The organism is Novosphingobium tardum, assembly GCF_042652045.1.
GTDB classification, from domain to species: Bacteria; Pseudomonadota; Alphaproteobacteria; order Sphingomonadales; family Sphingomonadaceae; genus Novosphingobium; species Novosphingobium tardum.
The window spans coordinates 1,172,525-1,193,261 of record NZ_JBHSDR010000006.1 but is presented as its reverse complement, the minus strand read 5'-3'; the positions used below and the strand labels follow the sequence as shown (position 1 = coordinate 1,193,261).

The following is a 20,737-nucleotide window of genomic DNA, read 5'->3' as shown; positions in this document are numbered from 1 at the left end:
GATGCTGGATAACGAGCTAGCCGTCGCAATGTCGCGTCGCGCGGTCTTTCGCGCCGGATCCGCCGTCGCGGCGGGACTTGCGCTTGACCCGCGCCTGGCCTGGGCCGCAGCTCCGTCGTCGGCAACCAGGGCGATGTGGCCCAATGTTGCTGCGATGGTCGATGGCTATGTGGATTCCGGCAAGCTTCCCGAAATGCTCGCGACCCTTGGCTGGGGCGCCCGAGCGCCCGAGGTGATCGCCAAAGGCAAGGAAGGCCTCGACGATGCGGATCCGGTAGGCATCGACAGTCTCTATCGGCTCTATTCGATGACCAAGCCGATAACCGGCATGGCCGCGATGATCCTGATCGACGAGGGGCGGATGAAGCTCGATCAGCCGCTGGCCGACATCCTGCCGAAATTTGCGAAGATGCAGGTTCAGGCGACCCCGGACGGATCGCTCACCGAGCTCGTTCCCGCTCAGTCGCCGATCACCATTCGCAACCTTCTCACCCACACGGCGGGCCTTGGCTATTCGATCATCCAGAAGGGGCCGCTCAAGGGCGCGTTCGAAGATGCCGGGGTTATCGCGGGACAAGTAAGCCGGACGAAGATTCCCGGTTTCGACCGCGGAACTCCGGTGACGAGCCTCGAGACCTTTGCCGATCGGCTCGCGGGACTGCCGCTGGTCTATCAGCCGGGCACGCAATGGAGCTATTCGGTCGGTCTCGACCTGATGGGCCGGGTTATAGAAGTTGTCTCGGGGCAGAGCTTTGACAGCTTCCTGCAAGAACGGATCTTCGGGCCGACCGGCATGACGAGCAGCTATTTCCGCGTTCCAGCGGCACAGGAAAAGCGCCTGACGAGTAATTATGGCGTCATTGGCAAGCTGCTCCTGCCGCTCGACCCGGCGAAGAACTCTATCTTCCTGGGTCAGCCACCGTTTCCGATGGGCGGCGCGGGCCTTGTTTCCAGCCCGCGCGATTACGACCGTTTCATGAACATGCTGACCGGGTTCGGTCGCATCGGCGGAAAGCGCGTAATGAGCGAGGCCGCAGTGCGGCTGGGGACGAGCAATCTCATGCCTCCGTCCGTCAGCACGAAGGGCACATGGATGGACGGACAAGGCTTCGGGGCTGGCGGGCGCGTGGGATTGGGCGAGCAAGCTGGCGTCTATGGTTGGGGCGGTGCTGCAGGCACCGTCGCGTTCGTCGACATGCGTCGAAGCCTGCGCGCCGGATTGTACACGCAGTATATGCCCGACAGCTCGTACCCGGTGCATGAACAGTTTCCGAAGGCGGTCGTAGCCGACCTTACCAAGCGAAAGGCCGGAGCATGACCGCCATCGCCTTTGCCGGGGCGCGGCTCGATCGGGCCGACGCAATCCGCAACGATCCCGAACGGCTCGCTTCGCTCATGGACTGGCGCGCAAGGCTGTTGCGCCTCGAAGGCCTCGATCCCCAGATCGGTCCCGATGGCGGACTCGTTTGGGGAACGCTGGCCGACGCAGGTGCGGGAAGTGATCTCGTCTTCCTGGGGCTTTTGGGCGGCAAGGGCTGCTTTGCCGAAGTTCCGCCGCAGCTGGCGGGCGGCATCGCGCCGTACAACCCAGCACTATGGCGCGCGCTGGCGAGCATGGAGCAGGAGGACCTCGCGATCTACGGCGCAGCCCGGAGCCTGGTGGACTGGCACGCCCGGCACCGGTTCTGCGCGCGGTGCGGCAGCACAACGAAGCTTACGAAGGGTGGTTGGCAGCGCACCTGCGATTCATGCAAGGCAGAGCATTTCCCGCGTGTCGATCCGGTCACGATCATGCTGGTGGAGCACGAGGGCAATGTTCTTCTGGGCCGGCAGCCGCGGTTTCCTCCCCGTCGTTTCTCGGCACTCGCCGGGTTTGTCGAACCCGGCGAATCGATCGAGGAGGCCGTAGCCCGCGAAATCTTCGAGGAAGCCGGTGTCGTCATTCGCGACGTGACTTACGTCGCGAGCCAGCCGTGGCCGTTTCCCTCGCAGCTGATGATCGGTTGCCACAGTCATGCCGATGACGGGGCGATCACAATCGACGAGCACGAACTTGAGGAAGCGCGCTGGTTCACCAGGGCCGAAGTGGCTGAAGCGATGACCGGAACCGAGGATGGCGCGTTTATCGCCCCGCCGCCGCATGCGGTTGCCCATTACCTTCTCAAATGGTGGCTCGAACAATGACCGAACGCCTGACGATCGACATCTTCTCCGACGTGATGTGCCCCTGGTGCATCATTGGCTACAAGCAGCTCCAGAAGGCGCTCGCGACATTGGACGGCGAAATCGAGGCCGAGGTGCGCTGGCGTCCGTTTGAACTCAACCCCGATATGCCGCCCGAAGGCGAGGACAGCGCCGAACACGTGATGCGCAAGTACGGGCGGAGCGAGGAACAAGCCGCTGCGGGTCGATCCCAGATGGCGGCCATTGCGGAAAAAGCGGGCTATTCCTTCGCTTATACCGGCGAGGAACCCGAACCGCGGGCGCGCATGCGCAACAGCTTCCTCGCTCACAAGCTGCTGGCGCATGCCCTGCGAGTCGCGGGGCCCGACGTGCAGACCGCACTGAAGCTGGCGCTGTTTGATGCCCATTTCCAACAGCGGCGCGACATCGGCAGCCGCGAGGTCCTTCTCGACCTGGCAGGATCGGTCGGGCTCGATCGCGCCGCGGCCGAAGCCGCGCTGGCTGATCCTAAATTGTCGGAGTTCGTTCGCTCGGAAGAAGCGCAGGCGTGGGACATGAACATCAGCGGCGTGCCGGCAATGGTCGTTAACGGCCGCTTCCTTGTTCCCGGCGCGCAGGAGCCGCAGGTCTATGTCGATCTGCTCCGCCGGGTCGTAGCACGCGAGCGGGTTGGAGCCACTACCGCCTGATCAGACAAGCCCCAGCTTCGCCAGCCGCCCCGCCAGGCGTCCGGGCAAGGCATCGCCGGGGTCCTCTCCTTCGCCAAGGTCCGGCGGCGCATTCTCTTCGGCCAAGTATCGCCATCCCTGATGCGCCCGCTTGGCCGTGGGCCGCACTGTGATGAGGCGCGGTTGCATCCTGATCCACCAGCGCCCGTCCTCGCGCTGGCTGAACCCGATCAGCGGCGAACGACCGATGATCGTGTGATCGTGGATCCAGAACAGCGAACCGCCAATCATTTCTTCATGCCGCTTGGGCAGATAGCGCGTGCTCGTCCGCGCTTCCTCCTCGGCTTCCAGCCAGCGGCGCAGCGACGCCACGCTTTGCGCTCCATAGGCGATCTTGGTCATGCTCAACGGCATGGGATCACCCCGTGAGGCCGCTGGCCACGGCAAGCCCCAGAAACGAGAAGAAGCCCATCACGTCGGTCGCCATCGTGACGAACACCGCCGAGGAAACGGCCGGGTCGATCCGGAATTTCTCGAGAGTAAGCGGCACGAGAATGCCGGCGAGCCCGGCGATGAGGTTGTTGATCAGCATCGCGGCGCCGATCACCGCGCCCAGCAAGGGATTGTCGAAGACCAGCGCCACGCCCGCCCCGATCAGCAGCCCCAGCGAAAGGCCGTTCGCAGTCGCGATGCGAAACTCACGCGCTATCATTCGCCAGGTGTTGGAGCTCGTAAGCTGGTTCGTCGCCAGCGCCCGCACGATCACTGCCAGCGTCTGCGTGCCCGCATTGCCGCCCATCCCCGAGACGATGGGCATCAGCACGGCGAGCAGTGCGAAGCGCGCGATGGCGCCCTGAAACATGCCCACGACGCTAGCAGCGACGATTGCCGTGCCCAGGTTGACCACCAGCCACGTTAGGCGCGTGCGCACGGTCAGCGCGATCGGCTCGTTGATGTCGCCATCGCCTGCACCGGACAGCAGGAGAACGTCTTCGCCCGCTTCTTCCTGGATGATGTGAACGATGTCGTCGACCGTAAGCTGGCCGACGAGACGACCGCTGTCGTCGACCACGGCGGCCGAGATGAGTGCATATTTCTGGAAGCGCAGGGCGACTTCTTCCTGGTCCATCCCGACGGGGATCAGGGTCTGGTCGCGCTTCATCACGTCGGTCAGGGCGACGGTGCGCGGCGTGCGCAGGATCCACGAAAGCTGGCAGGTACCCACGGGCCGATGGAGCGGATCGACGACGAAGACTTCCCAGAACTCGGTCGTCAGGTCGGCATGTTCGCGCAGATAGTCGATCAGGCCGCCGACGGTCATATGCTCGGGCACCGCGACGAGGTCGCGCTGCATCAGCCGGCCGGCGGTTTCCTCGGGATAGGCCAGCGCGCTCTCGATCGCGGCGCGGTCTTCGGGATCGAGTTCGGCGAGCACCGCCTGACGATCGTCGGCGTCGAGATCCTCGATCAGCGCAACCGCGTCGTCGGTCTCCATCTGCTCGGCAAAGTCGGCCACCGCATCGGGCGGCAGCGCTTCGACCAGCAGCTCGCGGACGTGATCGTTGAGTTCGGCGATCACCTCGCCGCCCATGAGGTCGGAGATCGCGCCGGCGAGCGCCAGCCGGTCATCCTCGTCGAACAGCTCGAACAAGTCGGCGATGTCGGCGGGATGGAGCGGCTCGACCGCCTCGTAAACCGCTTCCCTGTCGCCAGCGTCCAAGGCTTCGCGCACGCGTCGGACGAATTCCGGTTTCAGTCGGTTTTCATCGTCGAGACTTTCCGACAGGCGCGCTGCCTCGGCCGCGGGAAGCGGTTCGCGGTCGTCGATCTCGGGTGGTGCAGCGTCACGCTCCATGCCAGCGGGGTCTAGGCTGCGGACGCGCAAAAGCAACCGGGTTCGCCCCCGATGGGGGCGATACGGGTGACATTGTCCGCCGAGCGCCTATATCGGCCCGCGCAAACCGGAAGGAACCCACTCAATGGCCGACGACACCCTCACTTTCACCCTCGACAACGGCAGCGGCCAGACCGGCGATGTCGTAATCAAGCTTCGTCCCGACCTTGCTCCCGGTCATGTCGCGCGGATCAAGGAGCTGGCTTCCGAAGGCTTTTATGACGGGGTGAAGTTCCACCGGGTAATCGACGGCTTCATGGCACAGGGCGGCGATCCTACAGGGACCGGGATGAGCGGATCCTCAAAGCCTGATCTCAAGGCAGAATTCAGCGCCGAACCGCACAATCGCGGCGTCTGCTCGATGGCCCGAACCAGCGATCCCAATAGCGCCAACAGCCAGTTCTTCATCTGTCTCGACGACGCGCGATTTCTCGACCGCCAGTATACCGTGTGGGGCGAGGTCGAAAGCGGCATGGAACACGTCGACGCTTTGCCCAAGGGCGAGCCGCCGCGGACGCCCGGCTTCATCAAGAAAGCCACGGTAGGCTGAAGTTCGGACGGGTCCCCGCGCAAGCGGGGGCCCGTTTCGCTATTAGAGGTTCGCGTTTACCAGCCAGTCGTGGAAAATTCGCACGGGCCGCGTTTCGAGCGCTCGTGGCCGGCAGACGAACCAGTAGCTGTAGGGGCTGGCAACTTCGACATCGAACAGCTTGGCCAGCCGCTCATCCTGGCTGCGACTGAAATGATCGTCATGCATGATCGCGATGCCAAGTCCCTGCGCTGCCGCTTCCAGAATAAGCTGACCGGAATCGAAGTGATCGATCGCCGCCGGTTCCAGGCTCTTGAGCCCCACGGCTTCCTTCCAGGCGGTGAAGCTTTCGGGCAGATCGTTGTGGATCAGGAAAGTCTGGCGCGACAGCTTGCGCGCATCGGGCACGCCGCCGATCTCGTCTGCCACCGTGCGTGAAGTAATGGCGTAGACCTGGTTGTGGTCGAGCCTGACCGCGTGAAGCGAAGGGTCCGGACCCTGGCTCAGCACGATAGCGGCATCGATCGTGTCGCCCAGCTTGGTTTCCGCATGGCCCATCGAATCGATGTCGATATGCAGCAGAGGGTAAAGCCGGCGCAGTTCGGGCAGCCGCGGGAAGAGCCGCTGGCTGCCGAAAAGGGGCAGAACACCAAGGCGCAGGCGCAGGATGCGGCTGTCGTCCATCTGGCTTTCGACGCGTTCGGCCAGCTCGTCCATGAGCGGCGCCACGACGGAAAAAAACGCCTCGCCGGCGTCGTTCAGCTTCATCTGCTGGTGCTGGCGCAGGAACAGCTTCTTGCCGACGAAAGCCTCGAGCTGGCCGATCCGTCGCGACAGCGCGGATGGAGTCAGGCCAAGTTCGCTTGCCGCCGCCTTCGCCGAACCAAGGCGGACGGTCCGCAGGAATGCTTCGAGCGATCGCAGGGGAGGAAGGCGGCGCATCATCGCAGGATCACTCCTGCGCCTCTGCCGTCTGGGGAGGATGAAGGCGAAGACGGCTGACGTGGCGTTCGTTGCCGGCGGTTACTTCCAGTTTCCATCCGCTCTGGTGATCGAGCACGGCGCCCGGCTGGGGCACATGACCAGCAAGGATCACCGCCAGCCCGCCGAGCGTGTCGATGTCTTCCTCCACTTCGGCCAGGCGAGGGTCGATCGTCTCGGCCACGTCGTCGAGCTCCGCGCGCGCATCGGCGTCCCACATCCCCCCGTCCAGCGGGACGAGCATCACTTCGGGTTCGTCGTCGTGCTCGTCCTCGATCTCGCCCACGATCTCCTCGACCAGGTCCTCGATGGTGATGATCCCGTCGGTTCCCGAATACTCGTCGACCACGACGGCCAGGTGGATCCGGCTCGCGCGCATGTCTGCCAGCACGTCCAATGCACCGCGGGCCTGCGGCACGAAAAGCGGCTGGCGCATCAGCGAGGACCAGTCCTCGGGCTCGGCGCGTTCGCCGTGCCGCATCTCGGCGATGATCGGAAAAACGTCCTTGATGTGGACCATACCCACCACTTCATCGAGCGAATCGGCATAGACCGGCATGCGGCTATGGCCATGTTCGGCAAAGGCGGCCACCAGCTCGGCAAAACTCGCCGACGCCGAAATCGCGATTATTTCGCCGCGGGGTATCGCCACGTCGTCGGCGTCGTGTTCGCTGAAGTGGAGCAAGTTGCGCACCATCTGGCGCTCGATCGGCGAAAGATCGCCGCTTGCTGCGGCCGCGGCCTCGCTGGAATCGCCCTCGTGCTCGTCGATCACTTCTTCGAGCTGGGCGCGCAGCGATTGGTCCGCTTCGCTCCGGCCAAAAAAGCTCTTCAGCGCACGCCATAGCGCGCGGTTGGCGTCGCTTCGTCCTTCGCTTTTACCTGTATCGCTGTCGCCTGGACGACCTTCGCCGCCTGGCCCGCCGCCCTCGGGCATCGGCCTAGATCTCCCCTCGCGCGACCGGGAAACTCTCCCGCGCGCGTTACGCTGCGCTGCAATATGGGTCGGCGACCCCCATGATTGCAAGGGCCTTCGTCTCGAGGGCTTCCATTGCCTCGGCCTCTTCGCTTCCCTGCTCGTGATCCAGCCCGGCAAGGTGCAGCAATCCATGAATGATCAGGTGGGCCACGTGATCGGCGAGAGTGACCCCTTTATCGGACGCCTCGCGCGAGCATACGCCATGCGCGACAATTACGTCGCCCAGCATTCCGGACGCTCTTTCGTCAGCTGCCGCGTGGAGAACTTCCTCGCGGCTCAGCATCGGGAAGGAAAGCACGTTTGTGGCCGAGTCCTTGGCGCGCCATTGGCGATTGAGCGCGCGCACTTCCTCGTCGTCAGCCAAGACAAGGCTTACGAGTAGATTGTCGTGGGCCAGCTCGGGAGCCACTGCTGCCGCCGCTTCCGCCGCGCGGACCGCCAGCGCTTCCCAGTCCGTGCCTTGGCCCCACAGCGGATCGACATCGAGTTCGATCAACGGGGCGTTCGTGGCGGGTGAGGGCATCAGGCGTCGGGTCCTTCGTAAGCCTCGACGATCCGCCCCACGATCGGATGACGGACAACGTCCGCGCGGCTGAAATGGATGGTCGCGATGCCTTCGACGCCCTCGAGCCTTCGCACGGCGTCGGCCAGCCCCGACTGCGCGTCTCCCCCCGGGATATCGACCTGTCGGGGATCGCCGCAAACCACCATCCGGCTATTCTGGCCGAAGCGGGTCAGGAACATCTTCATCTGCGCAGGCGTCGTATTCTGCGCCTCATCGAGGATGATGAAGGAATCGGCGAGAGTACGCCCACGCATGAACGCGATCGGCGCAATCTCGATCTCGCCGCTCGCCAGCCGCCGCTCGACCTGCTCGGGCGGCATGCAGTCGTACAGCGCGTCGTAAAGCGGCCGGAGATAGGGATCGACCTTCTCCTTCATGTCGCCCGGAAGGAAGCCCAGCCGCTCCCCCGCTTCGACGGCGGGACGCGAGAGGATCAGGCGCTGGACACTGCCGGTGATGAGCTGGCTGACAGCCTGGGCGACGGCGAGATAGGTTTTGCCAGTGCCTGCGGGTCCGAGCGCGAAGATCACGTCGTCGCGGGCCAACGCGCGCATATATTCGATCTGCGTGGCCGAACGCGGCACGATCGTCTTGCGGCGAGTGCGGATCATGATCGGCGGCGCGTCCTGCCCACCGGTGATGATGCCCTCAAGGGTGGGTTCGCTCGACATCGCGATCAGTGATTCGACCGCGCCGGCATCGACCTCCAGCCCGCTTAGCAGGCGCTGGTGCGCACCGCGCAGGACCTCGCGGGCGCGGGCGACGGCATCTTCCGGCCCTTCGATCTGGATGCGGTTGCCGCGGGCGCCGATGAACACCCCAAGCCGGTTTTCGATCTGGACGAGGTTTGCGTCGAACTGGCCGAACAGGGCACCCAGGACACCGGGCTCTTCGAACTCGATCTCCGCCCGCGCGCGGCGGGGTTCGGCAGCAGGGCGATGCGCCAGGGTAGCGGCGCGAGCTGGCTTACGCGACATCCGTTCCTTTCGAGCGGCCGGCACGGGCCGACACGGGGCCAAGATAGGACGCGCGGCGCGCTTCGCAATCGGGCGGGGCTGTCTTGGCTGTGGATTGGCGGCAAGAATCGGGCGGCGTGGCGCGAACGCCACAGCCCTTCGATCAGCCGTTCAGCCAGCCGTGCAAAAGACGTGTTGTCGCGAGAGGTTGTTCCAGCGTGGGAAGATGCGCGGCCTGCGGGATGATTTCGAGTTTGGCTCCCTTGATCCCGTCCGCGATTTCATGAGCCAGTGGGGGCGGTGTCAGCAGGTCCAGTTCGCCGACCGCGACAAGCGTGGGAACCGTTATCGTTGCCAAGGTCGGCCGGGAATCGGCGCGGGCGATGATCGCCTGCTGTTGGCGGATGTAGGTCGCCGGCCCGACGCGAAGCGCCATCGCCACCGCGGCATTGCCGACCTCGGGGTCGCTGCCCGGCGCGATAAGCATCGGCAGGCTCTTTCGCGACAGGTCCTCGTAATCGTCGCTCTCCTCGACCGCGGCGATCGAGGTCTTGCGAAATGCCGTCTGCTCGGCCGTATCGGGCCGGGCGCTGGTATCGAACAGTGCCAGGCGAAGCACCCGTTCCGGTGCCTGTCGCATGATCTCGAATGCCAAGTATCCGCCCATCGAAAGTCCGGCGAGAGCGAAGCGAATGGGCGCAGCGGCGAGGATTCGCCTGGCCATGTCCGGTATCGTGAAATCCTGCAGGGTATCGCCGACGGTTATGTCGGCGACTCCTGCAAGCGCGGCGATCTGGGGTGCCCAGAGCCCGGCGTCGCAGGCGAGACCGGGCAATAGGACGAGAGGCGACCGGCTCACGCTGCGCAGACCTGGCGCAGCTCGCCGCCGACGCTGTGGGGATGGCCTGAAACGAGCTCGACCTCGACGATGTCACCGATCGCCGCATCCCCTTCGAAATAGACTGACTGGAGCCAGGGTGATTTCCCCAGCCATTGTCCCCGCAGCCTTCCTCGGCGTTCGACCAATACCTCGCAGGTCCGGCCGACACTCGCCTGATTGAAGGCGAGGCTTGTCTGCCGGAGCGCGGCTTGCAGTCGCTGAAGCCGTTCGTCCATCACCTCGGGCGCGATATGGTCGGGCATCGTAGCCGCCGGCGTACCGGGGCGGGGGCTGTACTTGAAACTGTATGCCTGAGCGTACCGGACGGCCTTCACGATTTCGAGCGTATCTGCGAAATCCGCCTCGGTCTCGCCCGGAAAACCGACGATGAAGTCACCCGAGATGGCAATGTCGGGCCTGGCCTCGCGTACGCGCTCAAGCGTCCGCAAATAGCTTTCGGCCGAATGGCTTCGGTTCATGGCCTTCAGAATACGATCGCTGCCCGACTGAACCGGAAGATGAAGGTAGGGCATGAGCTTGGGAATTTCGGCGTGAGCCGCGATCAGCTGGTCGGTCAGATCCACCGGGTGGCTGGTGGTGTAGCGGATGCGCGATAGCGCGGGGATCTCCGCAAGCGCGCGTATGAGTCCCTCGAGCCCGGTGGCCCGCCCGCGCGCATCTTCGCCCGTCCAGGCATTGACGTTCTGGCCGAGCAGGGTGATCTCGCGAGCGCCCCCTTCGACCAGGGCCTGCGCTTCGTCGACCAGATCGGCAAAGGGGCGCGAGATTTCGGCACCGCGGGTGTAAGGCACCACGCAATAGGTACAGAATTTGTCGCAACCTTCCTGGACGGTCAGGAAGGCGCTGGGCGCGCTCTTGCGGCGCCGGGGAAGCGCGCCGAACTTGGCTTCGGCGGGCATGTCGGTATCGGTTGTGCGCCGACCTGCGGCAGCAGCGTCGATCATCGAAGGCAGGCGGTGATAGGCCTGCGGGCCGACCACCATCTGCACTTGCGGAACGCGCGCCATGATCTCGGCGCCTTCGGCCTGCGCTACGCAACCAGCGACCGCGATCAGCGGGCTTGTGCCATCGTCGCGGCGAAGGCGGCCGATGTCGGAATAGACCTTGTCGACCGCCCGCTCGCGGATGTGGCAGGTATTGAGCACGACAACGTCGGCGTCGGCACGTTCGTCGGCAGCGTCCATTCCTTGCGCGGCGAGCAGCTCGGAAATGCGCTCGCCGTCATAGACGTTCATCTGGCAGCCGAAGCTCTTGACGTGGAAGGTGCGGGGTCGCTGGGGGGCGGTCATGGCGCCGGCCTTAGGGGAAGTCGCGGGCCTTTTGAAGCGCGCAGCAACGCTGTCTTCACCTCGCCAGTGCTGCGCCAAGTGCTGCCTGGGCCGCTGCGGTCATGGCCTTGCGTGAAGCCAGTGAGGATCCCTCGAGCGGGGGCAAGTAATGGACGACGATCGGCAGGCGGCCGGCGCGGCCAAGGATCTTGAGAAAATTGTGAACGCCGTGCTCGGTCCCTACCCAGGCAACTTCCGCGCTTCCCGGACCGTAATTGAGCAGGACGGGCTGGATCGTGGTCCCGGCGGGAGCGGGGTCGAGGGCCGAGAGCAGCGAAGACTTGAACGGCAGGAGGCCGCGCCCGTCGCTCGTCGTTCCTTCGGGAAACAGCGTGACCACGGGATGGGTGGCGAGCGCGGCGCGCATCTGGTCGACCTGTCCCGCCACTCCGGCGCGGTCGTGGCGGGCGATGAAGGTGGTCCCGTTCATCTCGCACAGCCAGCGAAGGACCGGGTGGGCGGAAAGTCCATCGTGAGCGATGAAGGCCGCCCCCCGGGCGCGCGCCAGCGCGGGGATGTCGAGCCAGCTGACATGATTGGCGATAAGCGCGACAGGGGCGGGGGCGGGGCTGCCCTTCGTCGCGATGCGAGCCCCGGCGATGCGGCCGATGCCAGCCAGGAACATTCGCGGCACGTGGATCGGCAGGCGGAGAAGCCGCGCGGCGTAGTATGTCGGAACGCACATCAACAGCCAGCCCACCATTGCCGACAGCCGGATGACGACGCGCGCCCAGGACAGCGCGGGAAGGCGCGGCACGGTTGGCTGCGCGATCGCAGCGGGATCGGCGGAAACAGGCACGACCTGGCGCGCCCGCTCAGTCCCGTTCGAGCCGGACGCCGTAAAGCTCCATCCGGTGGTCGACGAGGCGGAAGCCGAGCTTCTCGGCGATCTGGCGCTGGAGGGCCTCGAGCTCGGGATCGACGAATTCGATCACCTTGCCGGTTTCGACGTCGATCAGGTGATCATGGTGTGCTTCGGGCGCAGCCTCATACCGGGCCCGGCCGTCACCGAAGTCGTGGCGCTCCAGTATCCCCGCTTCCTCGAACAGGCGGACGGTGCGGTATACGGTGGCGATCGAGATACGCGGGTCTTCGGCCATCGCGCGGGCGTGGAGCTTTTCCACGTCGGGATGGTCGGTGCTCTGCGACAGGACGCGGGCGATAACGCGGCGCTGGTCGGTGATGCGGAGCCCGCGTTCGGCGCAAAGCGCCTCTATGTCGATTGCCTGATGCACTTCGTTTCCGATTGAAAAGTCCCGCAGGTTCTAAGGCCGACGGGAGCGATCTTCAACCGGGCGACCCAGCCGGCGCTTCAACCCTTGGCCGCAGCCCTTGTCGAGCGCGGCTTGCGCGCGCCCGGCTTGCGCCCGAGGCCGATCTTCTTGGCCAGTTCGCGGCGCTTTTCGGCATAGGCAGGCGCCACCATCGGATAATCCGAGGGAAGGTTCCAGCGCTGGCGATACTGGTCCGGCGTCATGTTGTAGTGCGTCATCAAATGGCGCTTGAGCATCTTTAGCTTTTTGCCGTCTTCAAGGCAGACGATGTGGTCCTGCTTTACCGACGAGCGGACGGAAACAGCAGGTTCCGGGGCGGCGACCGGCGCCGGCTCGGGCGAAGACAATCCGCTGAGCGCGCCATAGACGTTGCTGATCAGTGTAGCGACGTCGCCGACCGCGACACTGTTGTTGCTGACATGGGCAGCGACGATGTCCGACGTGAGCGTGATCAAGGTTTCGCGCATGTCGTTTTCAAGTTCGGCCATGATGTTTTCTCTTTTTCTTGGACCCAGCGACACGAAGAGCCCGAATTTCCATTGCAGTTTAAACTGTATTCGACCCAATTGTCCAGCATTGCCTACAACTGAGGCCCAGCGGCCAAGTCGCGCAGCGAACCCATTTTGCGCTCAATCAAGTCTTTGTAAATATTGATCTCAGTCCACGTCGCGGCGGTAACTGATCGCGTCCAGTTTGCCGCCGTCGGCGAGCCGGTAATACGATGGTCGCTTTCCCACCGGCCTGAAGCCGTGCGCTTCGTAGAGTGCGGCCGCCGGATTATTGCTCCGCATTTCGAGGAAAAGGCTTCGGCTTCCGCGCGCTGCGGCCTCTTCCATGAACTGCGCCAGTAGTGCCGCGCCCAGGCCCTTGCGGCGAAAACGGGGATCGACGGCGATGAGCAGCAGCTCTTCCTCGTCGAAAGCGGTGCGCGAGAGGAAGAAGCCCGCCGGTTCGGTTCCCGCCGCGCAAGGTGCGCCGTCAAAGCCGACGATGCCGTAGCGGCAGTTCCCCAGCAGCAAGGCGTCGGAGACCTGGCGGCGGTTCCAGGCCTCGCCGAACGCGGGATCGAAGGCGCGGGCCATGACATCCATGATCTGGTCGACGGGATCGGCGGGGATGGGTTGCGCGGGCATTGTTGGCGATCAAGCAGCAGCGGCGGCGCCGCCGGGCAAACGGACATCGGGCGCGCGGCCATAGGCCGGGTGCGGGTCGTCATCGAGTTCGGCGGACGCGAGCAGGGCAAAGCGCCTTGCATCGGGCCACAGCGCAACCGCACGGCCCGTGCCGCGCGCCGCGACCAGCGCCTCGGCCTGGGTGCCGGCGACGAGCGGGGCGTGCGAGACGGCCGCCGCGGCCGACGGCGCCAGCGAGGTCATCTCCTCGTCCAGAGCGCGGCCGTCAGCGAAGCGCTGGAAGAACCATTCGCCGTGACCCGCGGTCATCGCGATGTCGACCTCGGCCTCGTCCTCGTCGGCACGGGCCATCGCCGCGACCAGCGCGCCGCTTCCATAACCGTACAACTTCGCGCCCCAGGCCAGTTGCAGGGCACGGGCGGCGGCGAGGCCGACGCGAATGCCGGTAAAGCTGCCTGGCCCGGTATTGACGGCGATCCGGTCGGCCCGACCGCGACCGGGCAGCGCCGCGATCATCGGAACGAGCTGCTCGGCATGACCGCGACCGAGCATCCTGAATTCGCCCGCGACGAGTGCGTCATCGTCGAACAGGGCCACCGAACAGGCCTCGGTCGCGGTGTCGATCACCAGCGTGCGCATGGCAGGCCGCTACCGGTCAGACGATCCGGTTGAATTTTTCGAAATCGGGCCGGGGGCTGCGGCCGAAGATCGTCGCCGGATCGCCATAGCCCAGTGTGGAAATGAAGTTGGAGCGCACGCGCGGCTGGTCGGCAAAGAAGGTCGCGTCGACGGCATCGTTGGAAAAGCCCGACATCGGCCCGGTATCGAGGCCAAGAGCGCGCGCCGCCATGATGAAATAGGCGCCCTGGAGCGAGGAATTGCGCATGGCGTGGACCTCGCGCGCGGCAGGGTCGGGAAACCAGCTCTTCGCATCGGCATGCGGGAACAGCCACGGCAGCTGTTCATGAAAATCGAGGTCCATGCCGATGATGACCGAGACCGGCGCCTGGCGGATCTTGTCGGGGTTGGTGCCGCCGGCCAGACCGGCCAGCTTTTCCTTCGCCTCGGGCGTCGTGCACCACACGAGCCGCGCGGGCAGCATATTGGCGCTGGTCGGGCCCATCTTCATCAGGTCCCAGATCGCGCGGAGCTGATCCTCGCTCACCGGCTTGTCGAGATAGCCGTTATATGTGCGGGCGGTGCGGAAAAGCTGGTCGAGCGCGGAATCGGGAAGCGGCTGGGACAACGGCAATATCCTTGAAACGGGCGAAATCAGGCAGCGCGCACTTCGCTCACTTCAGGGACATAGTGCTTGAGCAGCCCCTCGATCCCTTGCTTGAGCGTGGCGGTGGACGAGGGACAGCCCGAACAGGCGCCCTGCATCTTGAGATAGACTACGCCGTCGCGGAAGCCGCGATAGGTGATGTCCCCGCCGTCATTGGCGACCGCAGGGCGAACCCGCGTCTCGATCAACTCCTTGATCTGGTCCACCACGTCCTCGTCGGCCGGATCATGGCCGATGCCTTCGTCGTCGTCCTCGGCCGGGACCGAGATGCCCGAGGCGTCGGGGCCCGAGAACAGCGGCACCTGCGCTACGAAGTGGTCGAGCAGCGTCGCCACGACCTGCGGCTTGAGCGTTCCCCAGTCGACCCCCGGCGCGGCGGTGACCGCCACGAAATCGCGGCCATAGAGAACGCCGGTAACGTCCCCGAGATGGAACAGCGCTTCGGCCAGAGGCGACACCGCGGCCGCTTCGGGCGAGGTGAACTCGCGCGTGCCGGCTGCCATCACTTCCTCACCCGGAAGGAACTTGAGCGTTGCGGGATTGGGCGTGGTTTCGGTTTCGATGAACATGATGATTCCGCATGTAGGAGGGCGCGCGGGGCGGTCAAGGCCGCGTGCGATCTATCGCACTGCGGCCAGCCCATTCGCACCGGTTCGCCAGGGTTACACAAGTGACAGGTGTCACCTTCGGCGTCATGCGGCCCGGACCCGCGGAATTCCGGGCTAGAAAGCGGCCTTGGATGCCGCAACTCGCTGCGGAGGAAAAAGAAATTCCCTTTCACGCTTGCGTAATATTGTTACGCGAGGTGCGCCGGGCATGGGTTCGCTGACGGTCGTTGGCATGAGCCCGACCTGCCAGATCGATGCGCTTGTAGGAAAATCGAAAGTCGCGGGCGACGTTTCCGCGTCTTCGCCGACCACCTGCTGGCGCGCGGTATCCGCTTTGGCTATTCGCGGGCCATGTCCACGATCCACATCGCGCAGCGCGCGCTACTCGCCGGCCTTGCCCTGGCCCTCGCCATTCCCGCCACGGCGGCCGCCCCGGCCAAGCCGGTCAAGCCCGCGGCAACCATCATCCCGCTGCCGCTCAAGCAGATCATTCCCGCGGGCCAGCGTCTCTGCACCGGCAAGACCGCCAGCGGCCTCGGCACGATGGCGCTGCGGCCGGGCGCGGCCGGGCATCCGGGCGCGGACGACGCGGTGCAGGTCAACTACATCGGCTACCTTGCCGCGACGGGCGAGGTTTTCGACCAGGGCGCGGCCGCCGCTTTTCCGGTCGGCGGGGTGATCCCAGGCTTCGGCGAAGGGCTGCAGACGATGGGCAAGGGCGGGGTTACGCGCCTCTGCATTCCCGCGGCGCTGGCCTATGGCGCCAAGCAGACCGGGCCGATTCCGGCCAATTCGGACCTGGTCTTCCAGGTCGAGCTGCTGGACTACGTGGCCGACGAGGAAGCCGCCGCACCGGCGCCCGCCCCCGCTCCCGCGACAGGGGGCTGACCGGCGCCGGGTCACGGGCCGGCGCAGGCCTGTGCGGCTATTCACTGGCCCTTCAGCCGCACTGACCTTATACCCCGCGCCATGCATTCCTACGCGCGCGCCGCACGGCGCTTCGGCCTTCTCCTTCCCCTCCTGCTGCTCGGCACCGCGCCCGCCGCGGTCATCGGGCCGACCGCGGCACTTGCCAAGGACGCCCCCGCTGCCGCCCGCAGCTCCGTGCCGTGGCTCTACAAGGGCAGCGACGTGCCGGTGGATCCCGAATGGACCTTCGGCACCCTGCCGAGCGGTCTGCGCTATGCCGTGCGCCACAACGGCGTGCCGCCCGGACAGGTCTCGATCCGCATCCGCATCGATGCCGGTTCGCTGAACGAGACCGACAGCGAGCAGGGCTTCGCTCACCTGCTCGAGCATCTGAGTTTCCGCGAATCCAAGTATCTCAAGGAAGGCGAGGCGATCCCGACCTGGCAGCGCCTTGGCGCGACCTTCGGCAGCGACACCAACGCCGAAACGACGCCGACCGGCACGACCTACAAGCTCGACCTGCCCAACGCGACGCCGGCCACGCTGGACGAGACGTTCAAGCTGCTATCCGGGATGATCACCGCGCCGATCTTCACCGCCCACGGCGTGAAGACCGAAGTGCCGATCGTGCTCGCCGAAATGCGCGAGCGCGGGGGCCCCGCCCAGCGCGTCGCCGAGGCGACCCGCGCGCTCTACTTCCAGGGCCAGCCGCTCGCCAACCGCACCCCGATCGGCAAGGTCGAGACGCTCGAGGCGGCGACCGACGCTTCGGTCCGCGCATTCCACGATCGCTGGTATCGGCCCGAAAACACCGTGATCGTCGTCGCCGGCGACGTCGATGCGGCGGTCCTCGAAGCGCAGGTGAAGAAGTGGTTCGGCGACTGGCGCGGGGTGGGCAAGTTCGTGCCGACGCCGTCGTTCGGCGCGCCGGCCGCACCCAAGGGCAGCGATCCCGCCAACCCGGTGGGCGACGCCGCGGTGCTGGTCGAGCCCGATCTGCCGCGCATCGTCAACTACGCGATCCTGCGGCCCTGGCACCAGGTCAACGACACCATCGCCTACAACCGCGGGCTGATGCTGGACCAGATGGCGCAGGCGCTGATCAACCGCCGCCTCGAAGCGCGCGCCCGCGCCGGCGGCAGCTTCCTGTCGGCGCAGGTCAACCAGGAAGACGTCAGCCGCTCGGCCGACGCCACCTTCGTCTCGGTCACCCCGCTGGGCGAGGACTGGCAAGCCGCGCTGCGCGATACCCGCGCGGTGATCGCCGATGCGCTTGCCCGTCCGGCGACTCAGGAGGAGATCGACCGCGAGCTCGCCGAATTCGACGTCGCCTTCGCGGTGCCGGTGGAAACGCGCGACACGCTGGCGGGATCGAAGCTGGCAGACGACATCATCCGCGCGGTCGATATCCGCGAGACGGTCGCCTCGCCCGAGACGGTGCTCAAGGTGTTCCGCGACATGCGCGCCGAATTCACGCCCGCTGCGGTCCTCGCCCACACCCGGGCACTCTTTTCGGGCACGGTGACCCGCCCCGTCCTCGTCACGCCCAAGGCCAGCGACGCCACGCCGGCTTCGCTGCGCCAGGCGCTGCTGGCCCCGGTCAAGGCCGACGGGTCGAGCCGGCTTGCCGCCAAGGCGATCAGCTTCAAGGATCTACCGCCGATCGGACCCGCCGGGACGGTTACTGCCGCCGCCCCCACCGGGCTGCTCCAGATCGAGAGCGTGACCCTGTCGAACGGGGTCAAGGCGCTGCTGTGGAACAACGATGCCGAGCCGGGCCGGATCATGGTCAAGGTCCGCTTCGGCAACGGCTACGGCGCGATCCGGCCCGAGGATGCGACCTATGTTTCGCTCGGCAATGCGGCGCTGGTCAGCAGCGGGCTGGGGACCCTGGGCCAGGAGGAGCTCGACCGCATCTCGACCGGGCGCAAGCTCGGCTTCAACTTCGCGGTCGACGACGACGCCTTCGAGTTCACCGCCGATACCCGACCCGCCGACCTCGAGGACCAGCTCTACCTGTTCGCCGCCAAGCTGGCGATGCCGCGCTGGGACGCCAATCCGGTGGTCCGCGCCAAGGCAGCGGCGCGGCTCCAGTACGAAAGCTACGTGTCCTCGCCCCAGTCGGTGCTCCAGCGCGATCTGGACTACCTGATCCACGGGCAGGACCCGCGCTACAAGACGCCGACCCCCGCGGAACTGGAAAAGACCACGCCCGAGGGCTTCCGCCGCGTATGGGAGCCGATCCTGGCGAGCGGCCCGATCGAGGTGGACCTGTTCGGCGATTTCAAGCGCGAGGATGCAATCGCCGCGCTCGAAAAGACCTTCGGCGCACTGAAGCCGCGCCCGGCCGCCACGTCTGCCCGGTTCGCCCCGCCGTTCCCGGCGCCCGTGACGCGGCCGGTCGTGCTGGCGCACCACGGCGATTCCAACCAGGCCGCGGCGATGGTGGCCTGGCCCACCGGCGGCGGGCGCGCGGGCATTCGCGAATCGCGCCAACTCGAGATTCTCGCCCAGCTGTTCAACAACCGCCTGTTCGACCGGATGCGCGAGAAGCTGGGCGCAAGCTATGCGCCCCAGGTGCAGAGCGACTGGCCGCTCGATCGCGAGACCGGCGGCTATATCGCCGCCGCCGGCCAGCTTACCCCGCAGGCGGTGCCCGCGTTCTTCTCCGCCGCCGACGAGATCGCGGCCGACCTCGTTGCCAACCCGCCGACTGCGGACGAACTGTCGCGCATCACCGAGCCGCTCAAGCAGCTCATCAGCCGGGCGGCGACGGGCAACGGCTTCTGGCTCTATCAGCTTGAAGGCGCGGCGGTTCAGCCGAGCCGGCTGGGCGAGGTGCGCTCGATCCTCGACGATTACAGCCGGACCACGCCGGAGGCCATGCAGGCCCTGGCCGCGCGCTACCTCGTCGGCCAGCGCAGCTGGCGGCTGGAAGTCCTGCCCGAAAAGCTGGTGACCGCCCGCGCGGGCATTCCTGGGCAGCCGGCGGCGTCGAACTAGGCCGCCCGCCGCCCGGATAGCCCAGCTTGGCCGCGGCAAACCGCGCGCGGCTTTGCAATCGGGGCGCGGCAGGGGTATGGGCCGGCCCCTTCGCCCCCCACGCAGCGGGGCGCAACAAGGACGCGAAACGTGGCGAGTACCTGGACTTCCGATAGCTGGCGCGGATTCGAGGGCCGGCACCTGCCGTCCTATCCCGATCCGGCGGACCTCGCCCGGGTCGAGGCGACTCTCGCCCACTATCCGCCGCTCGTCTTTGCCGGAGAGGCGCGCGCGCTTCAGGCCGAGCTTGCCGAAGTGGCGGCGGGCCGTGGTTTCCTGCTTCAGGGCGGGGACTGCGCCGAAAGTTTTGCCGAGTTCCATCCGAACAACATCCGCGACACCTTCCGGGTGCTCCTGCAGATGGCCGTCGTGCTGACGTTCGCGGGCAAGTTGCCGGTGGTGAAGGTCGGGCGCATGGCCGGCCAGTTCGCCAAGCCGCGCTCTTCGCCGACCGAGACGATCGGCGGGGTCGAGCTGCCCAGCTACCTCGGCGACAACATCAACGGGATCGAGTTCGACGCCGATGCCCGCCGCCCGGATCCCGAGCGGATGGTCCGCGCCTACAGCCAGGCGGCGGCCACGCTCAACCTGCTGCGCGCCTTCGCCGGCGGCGGCTATGCCAACTTGCGCCAGGTCCATCAGTGGACGCTCGATCACATCGGCCGCAGCCCGTGGGCATCGAAGTTCGCCGAGACCGCCGACCGGATCAGCGAGGCGCTCGACTTCATGCAGGCCTGCGGGGTCAATCCCGAGACCGTGCCGCAGCTCCAGGCGACGCAGTTCTTCACCAGCCACGAGGCCCTGCTGCTGCCCTACGAGCAGGCGATGACGCGGCAGGATTCGCTGACCGGCGGCTGGTACGACACCAGCGCGCACATGCTGTGGATCGGCGACCGCACCCGGTTCGAGGGATCGGCGCACGTCGAGTTCATGCGCGGCATCGGCAACCCGCTGGGAATGAAGTGCGGCCCCAGCCTGACGCCCGATGCGCTGCTGCGGATGCTGGACACGCTCAACCCGGGGCGCATTCCCGGCCGGATCACGCTGATCGCGCGCTTCGGGCACGACAAGGTGGGCGAGGGGCTGCCACCGCTGCTCCGCGCGGTCACTCGCGAAGGGCACCCCGTGGTGTGGTCGTGCGATCCGATGCACGGCAACATCGTGAAGACGAATTCGGGCTTCAAGACCCGCCCCTTCGACCGCATCCTGGCCGAAGTGCGCAGCTTCTTCGCGGTCCACCGCGCGGAAGGCACGCATGCCGGCGGCATCCATATCGAGATGACCGGGCAGGACGTAACCGAATGCGTCGGCGGCGCGGTGGCGATCACCCACGAGACGCTGGGCGATCGCTATCACACCCATTGCGATCCCCGGCTCAACGCGGCGCAGTCGATCGAGCTGGCGTTCCTGCTGGCCGACATGCTCAACCTCGAGCGGCAGGAAAAGGGCAAAGCGCAAGCCGCCTGAACCCTCGCCCCCGGGCCTTTTTATGGCTCGGGGT

At 66.2% G+C, this 20,737-nt stretch carries 22 protein-coding genes; 7 read left to right on the top strand and 15 right to left on the bottom strand.

The window, feature by feature from the left end; all coding sequences use genetic code 11:
• Position 1 precedes the first annotated feature (1 nt).
• Genes ACFO0A_RS13765 through ACFO0A_RS13755 form a run of 3 tightly spaced genes read left to right on the top strand, consistent with a single transcriptional unit; the run spans position 2 to position 2,873 of the window.
• A complete protein-coding gene (locus ACFO0A_RS13765; RefSeq protein WP_379539572.1) occupies positions 2–1,318 on the top strand; it encodes a serine hydrolase domain-containing protein in 1,317 nt (438 codons plus the stop codon).
• Positions 1,315–2,184: an NAD(+) diphosphatase gene (gene nudC / locus ACFO0A_RS13760; RefSeq protein ID WP_379539571.1), complete on the top strand. Its 870-nt coding sequence runs from the start codon at positions 1,315–1,317 to the stop codon at positions 2,182–2,184. The genes ACFO0A_RS13765 and nudC overlap by 4 nt, the downstream gene beginning before the upstream one ends.
• Positions 2,181–2,873, top strand: coding sequence for a DsbA family oxidoreductase (locus ACFO0A_RS13755; protein WP_379539570.1), 693 nt, complete (start codon positions 2,181–2,183; stop codon positions 2,871–2,873). The genes nudC and ACFO0A_RS13755 overlap by 4 nt, the downstream gene beginning before the upstream one ends.
• On the opposite strand, the gene ACFO0A_RS13750 is transcribed toward ACFO0A_RS13755, so the two are convergent.
• Together ACFO0A_RS13750 and mgtE are read right to left on the bottom strand one after the other, a co-directional pair.
• A complete protein-coding gene (locus ACFO0A_RS13750) occupies positions 2,874–3,266 on the bottom strand; it encodes a DUF1489 family protein (protein ID WP_379539569.1) in 393 nt (130 codons plus the stop codon).
• Positions 3,267–3,270: 4 nt separating this feature from the next.
• Positions 3,271–4,707 (bottom strand): magnesium transporter, encoded by a 1,437-nt coding sequence (mgtE, locus tag ACFO0A_RS13745; protein WP_379539568.1) that lies wholly within the window; start codon positions 4,705–4,707, stop codon positions 3,271–3,273.
• A gap of 124 nt (positions 4,708–4,831) precedes the next feature.
• Here mgtE and ACFO0A_RS13740 point away from each other — a divergent pair, with 124 nt between their 5' ends.
• Entirely contained in the window at positions 4,832–5,296 is a 465-nt protein-coding gene (locus ACFO0A_RS13740; protein ID WP_379539567.1) for a peptidylprolyl isomerase, read from the top strand.
• Between the two features lie 42 nt (positions 5,297–5,338).
• Here the strand turns inward: ACFO0A_RS13740 and ACFO0A_RS13735 are convergent, their stop codons facing one another.
• The 13 genes from ACFO0A_RS13735 to ACFO0A_RS13675 form a co-directional block, all read right to left on the bottom strand.
• Positions 5,339–6,220, bottom strand: coding sequence for a LysR substrate-binding domain-containing protein (locus ACFO0A_RS13735; RefSeq protein WP_379539566.1), 882 nt, complete (start codon positions 6,218–6,220; stop codon positions 5,339–5,341).
• 7 nt (positions 6,221–6,227) lie between these two features.
• On the bottom strand, positions 6,228–7,193 hold the full coding sequence (locus ACFO0A_RS13730; protein ID WP_379539565.1) for a hemolysin family protein: 966 nt from the start codon (positions 7,191–7,193) through the stop codon (positions 6,228–6,230).
• A gap of 46 nt (positions 7,194–7,239) precedes the next feature.
• Positions 7,240–7,758, bottom strand: coding sequence for an rRNA maturation RNase YbeY (gene ybeY, locus ACFO0A_RS13725; RefSeq protein ID WP_379539564.1), 519 nt, complete (start codon positions 7,756–7,758; stop codon positions 7,240–7,242).
• On the bottom strand, positions 7,758–8,777 hold the full coding sequence (locus tag ACFO0A_RS13720; protein WP_379539563.1) for a PhoH family protein: 1,020 nt from the start codon (positions 8,775–8,777) through the stop codon (positions 7,758–7,760). The genes ybeY and ACFO0A_RS13720 overlap by 1 nt, the downstream gene beginning before the upstream one ends.
• Positions 8,778–8,919: 142 nt before the next feature.
• Positions 8,920–9,615, bottom strand: a complete 696-nt coding sequence (locus ACFO0A_RS13715) for an alpha/beta fold hydrolase (RefSeq protein WP_379539562.1) — start codon at positions 9,613–9,615, stop codon at positions 8,920–8,922.
• Positions 9,612–10,946 carry a tRNA (N6-isopentenyl adenosine(37)-C2)-methylthiotransferase MiaB gene (miaB, locus tag ACFO0A_RS13710; RefSeq protein ID WP_379539561.1) on the bottom strand — a complete coding sequence of 445 codons (1,335 nt, stop codon included), beginning with the start codon at positions 10,944–10,946 and terminating at the stop codon, positions 9,612–9,614. The genes ACFO0A_RS13715 and miaB overlap by 4 nt, the downstream gene beginning before the upstream one ends.
• A 55-nt stretch (positions 10,947–11,001) precedes the next feature.
• Positions 11,002–11,784, bottom strand: coding sequence for a lysophospholipid acyltransferase family protein (locus tag ACFO0A_RS13705; RefSeq protein WP_379539560.1), 783 nt, complete (start codon positions 11,782–11,784; stop codon positions 11,002–11,004).
• 16 nt (positions 11,785–11,800) lie between these two features.
• Positions 11,801–12,220, bottom strand: coding sequence for a Fur family transcriptional regulator (locus ACFO0A_RS13700; RefSeq protein WP_379539559.1), 420 nt, complete (start codon positions 12,218–12,220; stop codon positions 11,801–11,803).
• A gap of 77 nt (positions 12,221–12,297) precedes the next feature.
• Positions 12,298–12,747 (bottom strand): Ros/MucR family transcriptional regulator, encoded by a 450-nt coding sequence (locus tag ACFO0A_RS13695; protein ID WP_379539558.1) that lies wholly within the window; start codon positions 12,745–12,747, stop codon positions 12,298–12,300.
• Between the two features lie 168 nt (positions 12,748–12,915).
• Positions 12,916–13,392, bottom strand: a complete 477-nt coding sequence (locus ACFO0A_RS13690; protein ID WP_379539557.1) for a GNAT family N-acetyltransferase — start codon at positions 13,390–13,392, stop codon at positions 12,916–12,918.
• Between the two features lie 9 nt (positions 13,393–13,401).
• On the bottom strand, positions 13,402–14,031 hold the full coding sequence (gene tsaB, locus ACFO0A_RS13685) for a tRNA (adenosine(37)-N6)-threonylcarbamoyltransferase complex dimerization subunit type 1 TsaB (protein ID WP_379539556.1): 630 nt from the start codon (positions 14,029–14,031) through the stop codon (positions 13,402–13,404).
• A 16-nt stretch (positions 14,032–14,047) separates the two neighbouring features.
• Positions 14,048–14,638: a malonic semialdehyde reductase gene (locus ACFO0A_RS13680; RefSeq protein WP_379539555.1), complete on the bottom strand. Its 591-nt coding sequence runs from the start codon at positions 14,636–14,638 to the stop codon at positions 14,048–14,050.
• Positions 14,639–14,664: 26 nt separating this feature from the next.
• Positions 14,665–15,246, bottom strand: a complete 582-nt coding sequence (locus ACFO0A_RS13675; RefSeq protein WP_379539554.1) for a NifU family protein — start codon at positions 15,244–15,246, stop codon at positions 14,665–14,667.
• Between the two features lie 390 nt (positions 15,247–15,636).
• Here ACFO0A_RS13675 and ACFO0A_RS13670 point away from each other — a divergent pair, with 390 nt between their 5' ends.
• The 3 genes from ACFO0A_RS13670 to ACFO0A_RS13660 all read left to right on the top strand — a co-directional run bounded on the left by ACFO0A_RS13670 (position 15,637) and on the right by ACFO0A_RS13660 (position 20,703).
• Positions 15,637–16,173: an FKBP-type peptidyl-prolyl cis-trans isomerase gene (locus ACFO0A_RS13670; RefSeq protein ID WP_379539553.1), complete on the top strand. Its 537-nt coding sequence runs from the start codon at positions 15,637–15,639 to the stop codon at positions 16,171–16,173.
• An 81-nt stretch (positions 16,174–16,254) separates the two neighbouring features.
• Positions 16,255–19,197 (top strand): M16 family metallopeptidase, encoded by a 2,943-nt coding sequence (locus tag ACFO0A_RS13665; RefSeq protein WP_379539552.1) that lies wholly within the window; start codon positions 16,255–16,257, stop codon positions 19,195–19,197.
• A 129-nt stretch (positions 19,198–19,326) separates the two neighbouring features.
• Positions 19,327–20,703: a class II 3-deoxy-7-phosphoheptulonate synthase gene (locus tag ACFO0A_RS13660; RefSeq protein ID WP_379539551.1), complete on the top strand. Its 1,377-nt coding sequence runs from the start codon at positions 19,327–19,329 to the stop codon at positions 20,701–20,703.
• Positions 20,704–20,737: the final 34 nt, after the last annotated feature.

Coding starts and splice junctions, on each gene's coding strand:
- ACFO0A_RS13765 (WP_379539572.1), top strand. CDS start 2: ATGCTGGATAACGAGCTAGCCGTCGCAATGTCGCGTCGCGCGGTCTTT.
- nudC (WP_379539571.1), top strand. CDS start 1,315: ATGACCGCCATCGCCTTTGCCGGGGCGCGGCTCGATCGGGCCGACGCA.
- ACFO0A_RS13755 (WP_379539570.1), top strand. CDS start 2,181: ATGACCGAACGCCTGACGATCGACATCTTCTCCGACGTGATGTGCCCC.
- ACFO0A_RS13750 (WP_379539569.1), bottom strand. CDS start 3,266: ATGCCGTTGAGCATGACCAAGATCGCCTATGGAGCGCAAAGCGTGGCG.
- mgtE (WP_379539568.1), bottom strand. CDS start 4,707: ATGGAGCGTGACGCTGCACCACCCGAGATCGACGACCGCGAACCGCTT.
- ACFO0A_RS13740 (WP_379539567.1), top strand. CDS start 4,832: ATGGCCGACGACACCCTCACTTTCACCCTCGACAACGGCAGCGGCCAG.
- ACFO0A_RS13735 (WP_379539566.1), bottom strand. CDS start 6,220: ATGATGCGCCGCCTTCCTCCCCTGCGATCGCTCGAAGCATTCCTGCGG.
- ACFO0A_RS13730 (WP_379539565.1), bottom strand. CDS start 7,193: ATGCCCGAGGGCGGCGGGCCAGGCGGCGAAGGTCGTCCAGGCGACAGC.
- ybeY (WP_379539564.1), bottom strand. CDS start 7,758: ATGCCCTCACCCGCCACGAACGCCCCGTTGATCGAACTCGATGTCGAT.
- ACFO0A_RS13720 (WP_379539563.1), bottom strand. CDS start 8,777: ATGTCGCGTAAGCCAGCTCGCGCCGCTACCCTGGCGCATCGCCCTGCT.
- miaB (WP_379539561.1), bottom strand. CDS start 10,946: ATGACCGCCCCCCAGCGACCCCGCACCTTCCACGTCAAGAGCTTCGGC.
- ACFO0A_RS13695 (WP_379539558.1), bottom strand. CDS start 12,747: ATGGCCGAACTTGAAAACGACATGCGCGAAACCTTGATCACGCTCACG.
- ACFO0A_RS13690 (WP_379539557.1), bottom strand. CDS start 13,392: ATGCCCGCGCAACCCATCCCCGCCGATCCCGTCGACCAGATCATGGAT.
- tsaB (WP_379539556.1), bottom strand. CDS start 14,031: ATGCGCACGCTGGTGATCGACACCGCGACCGAGGCCTGTTCGGTGGCC.
- ACFO0A_RS13675 (WP_379539554.1), bottom strand. CDS start 15,246: ATGTTCATCGAAACCGAAACCACGCCCAATCCCGCAACGCTCAAGTTC.
- ACFO0A_RS13670 (WP_379539553.1), top strand. CDS start 15,637: ATGTCCACGATCCACATCGCGCAGCGCGCGCTACTCGCCGGCCTTGCC.
- ACFO0A_RS13665 (WP_379539552.1), top strand. CDS start 16,255: ATGCATTCCTACGCGCGCGCCGCACGGCGCTTCGGCCTTCTCCTTCCC.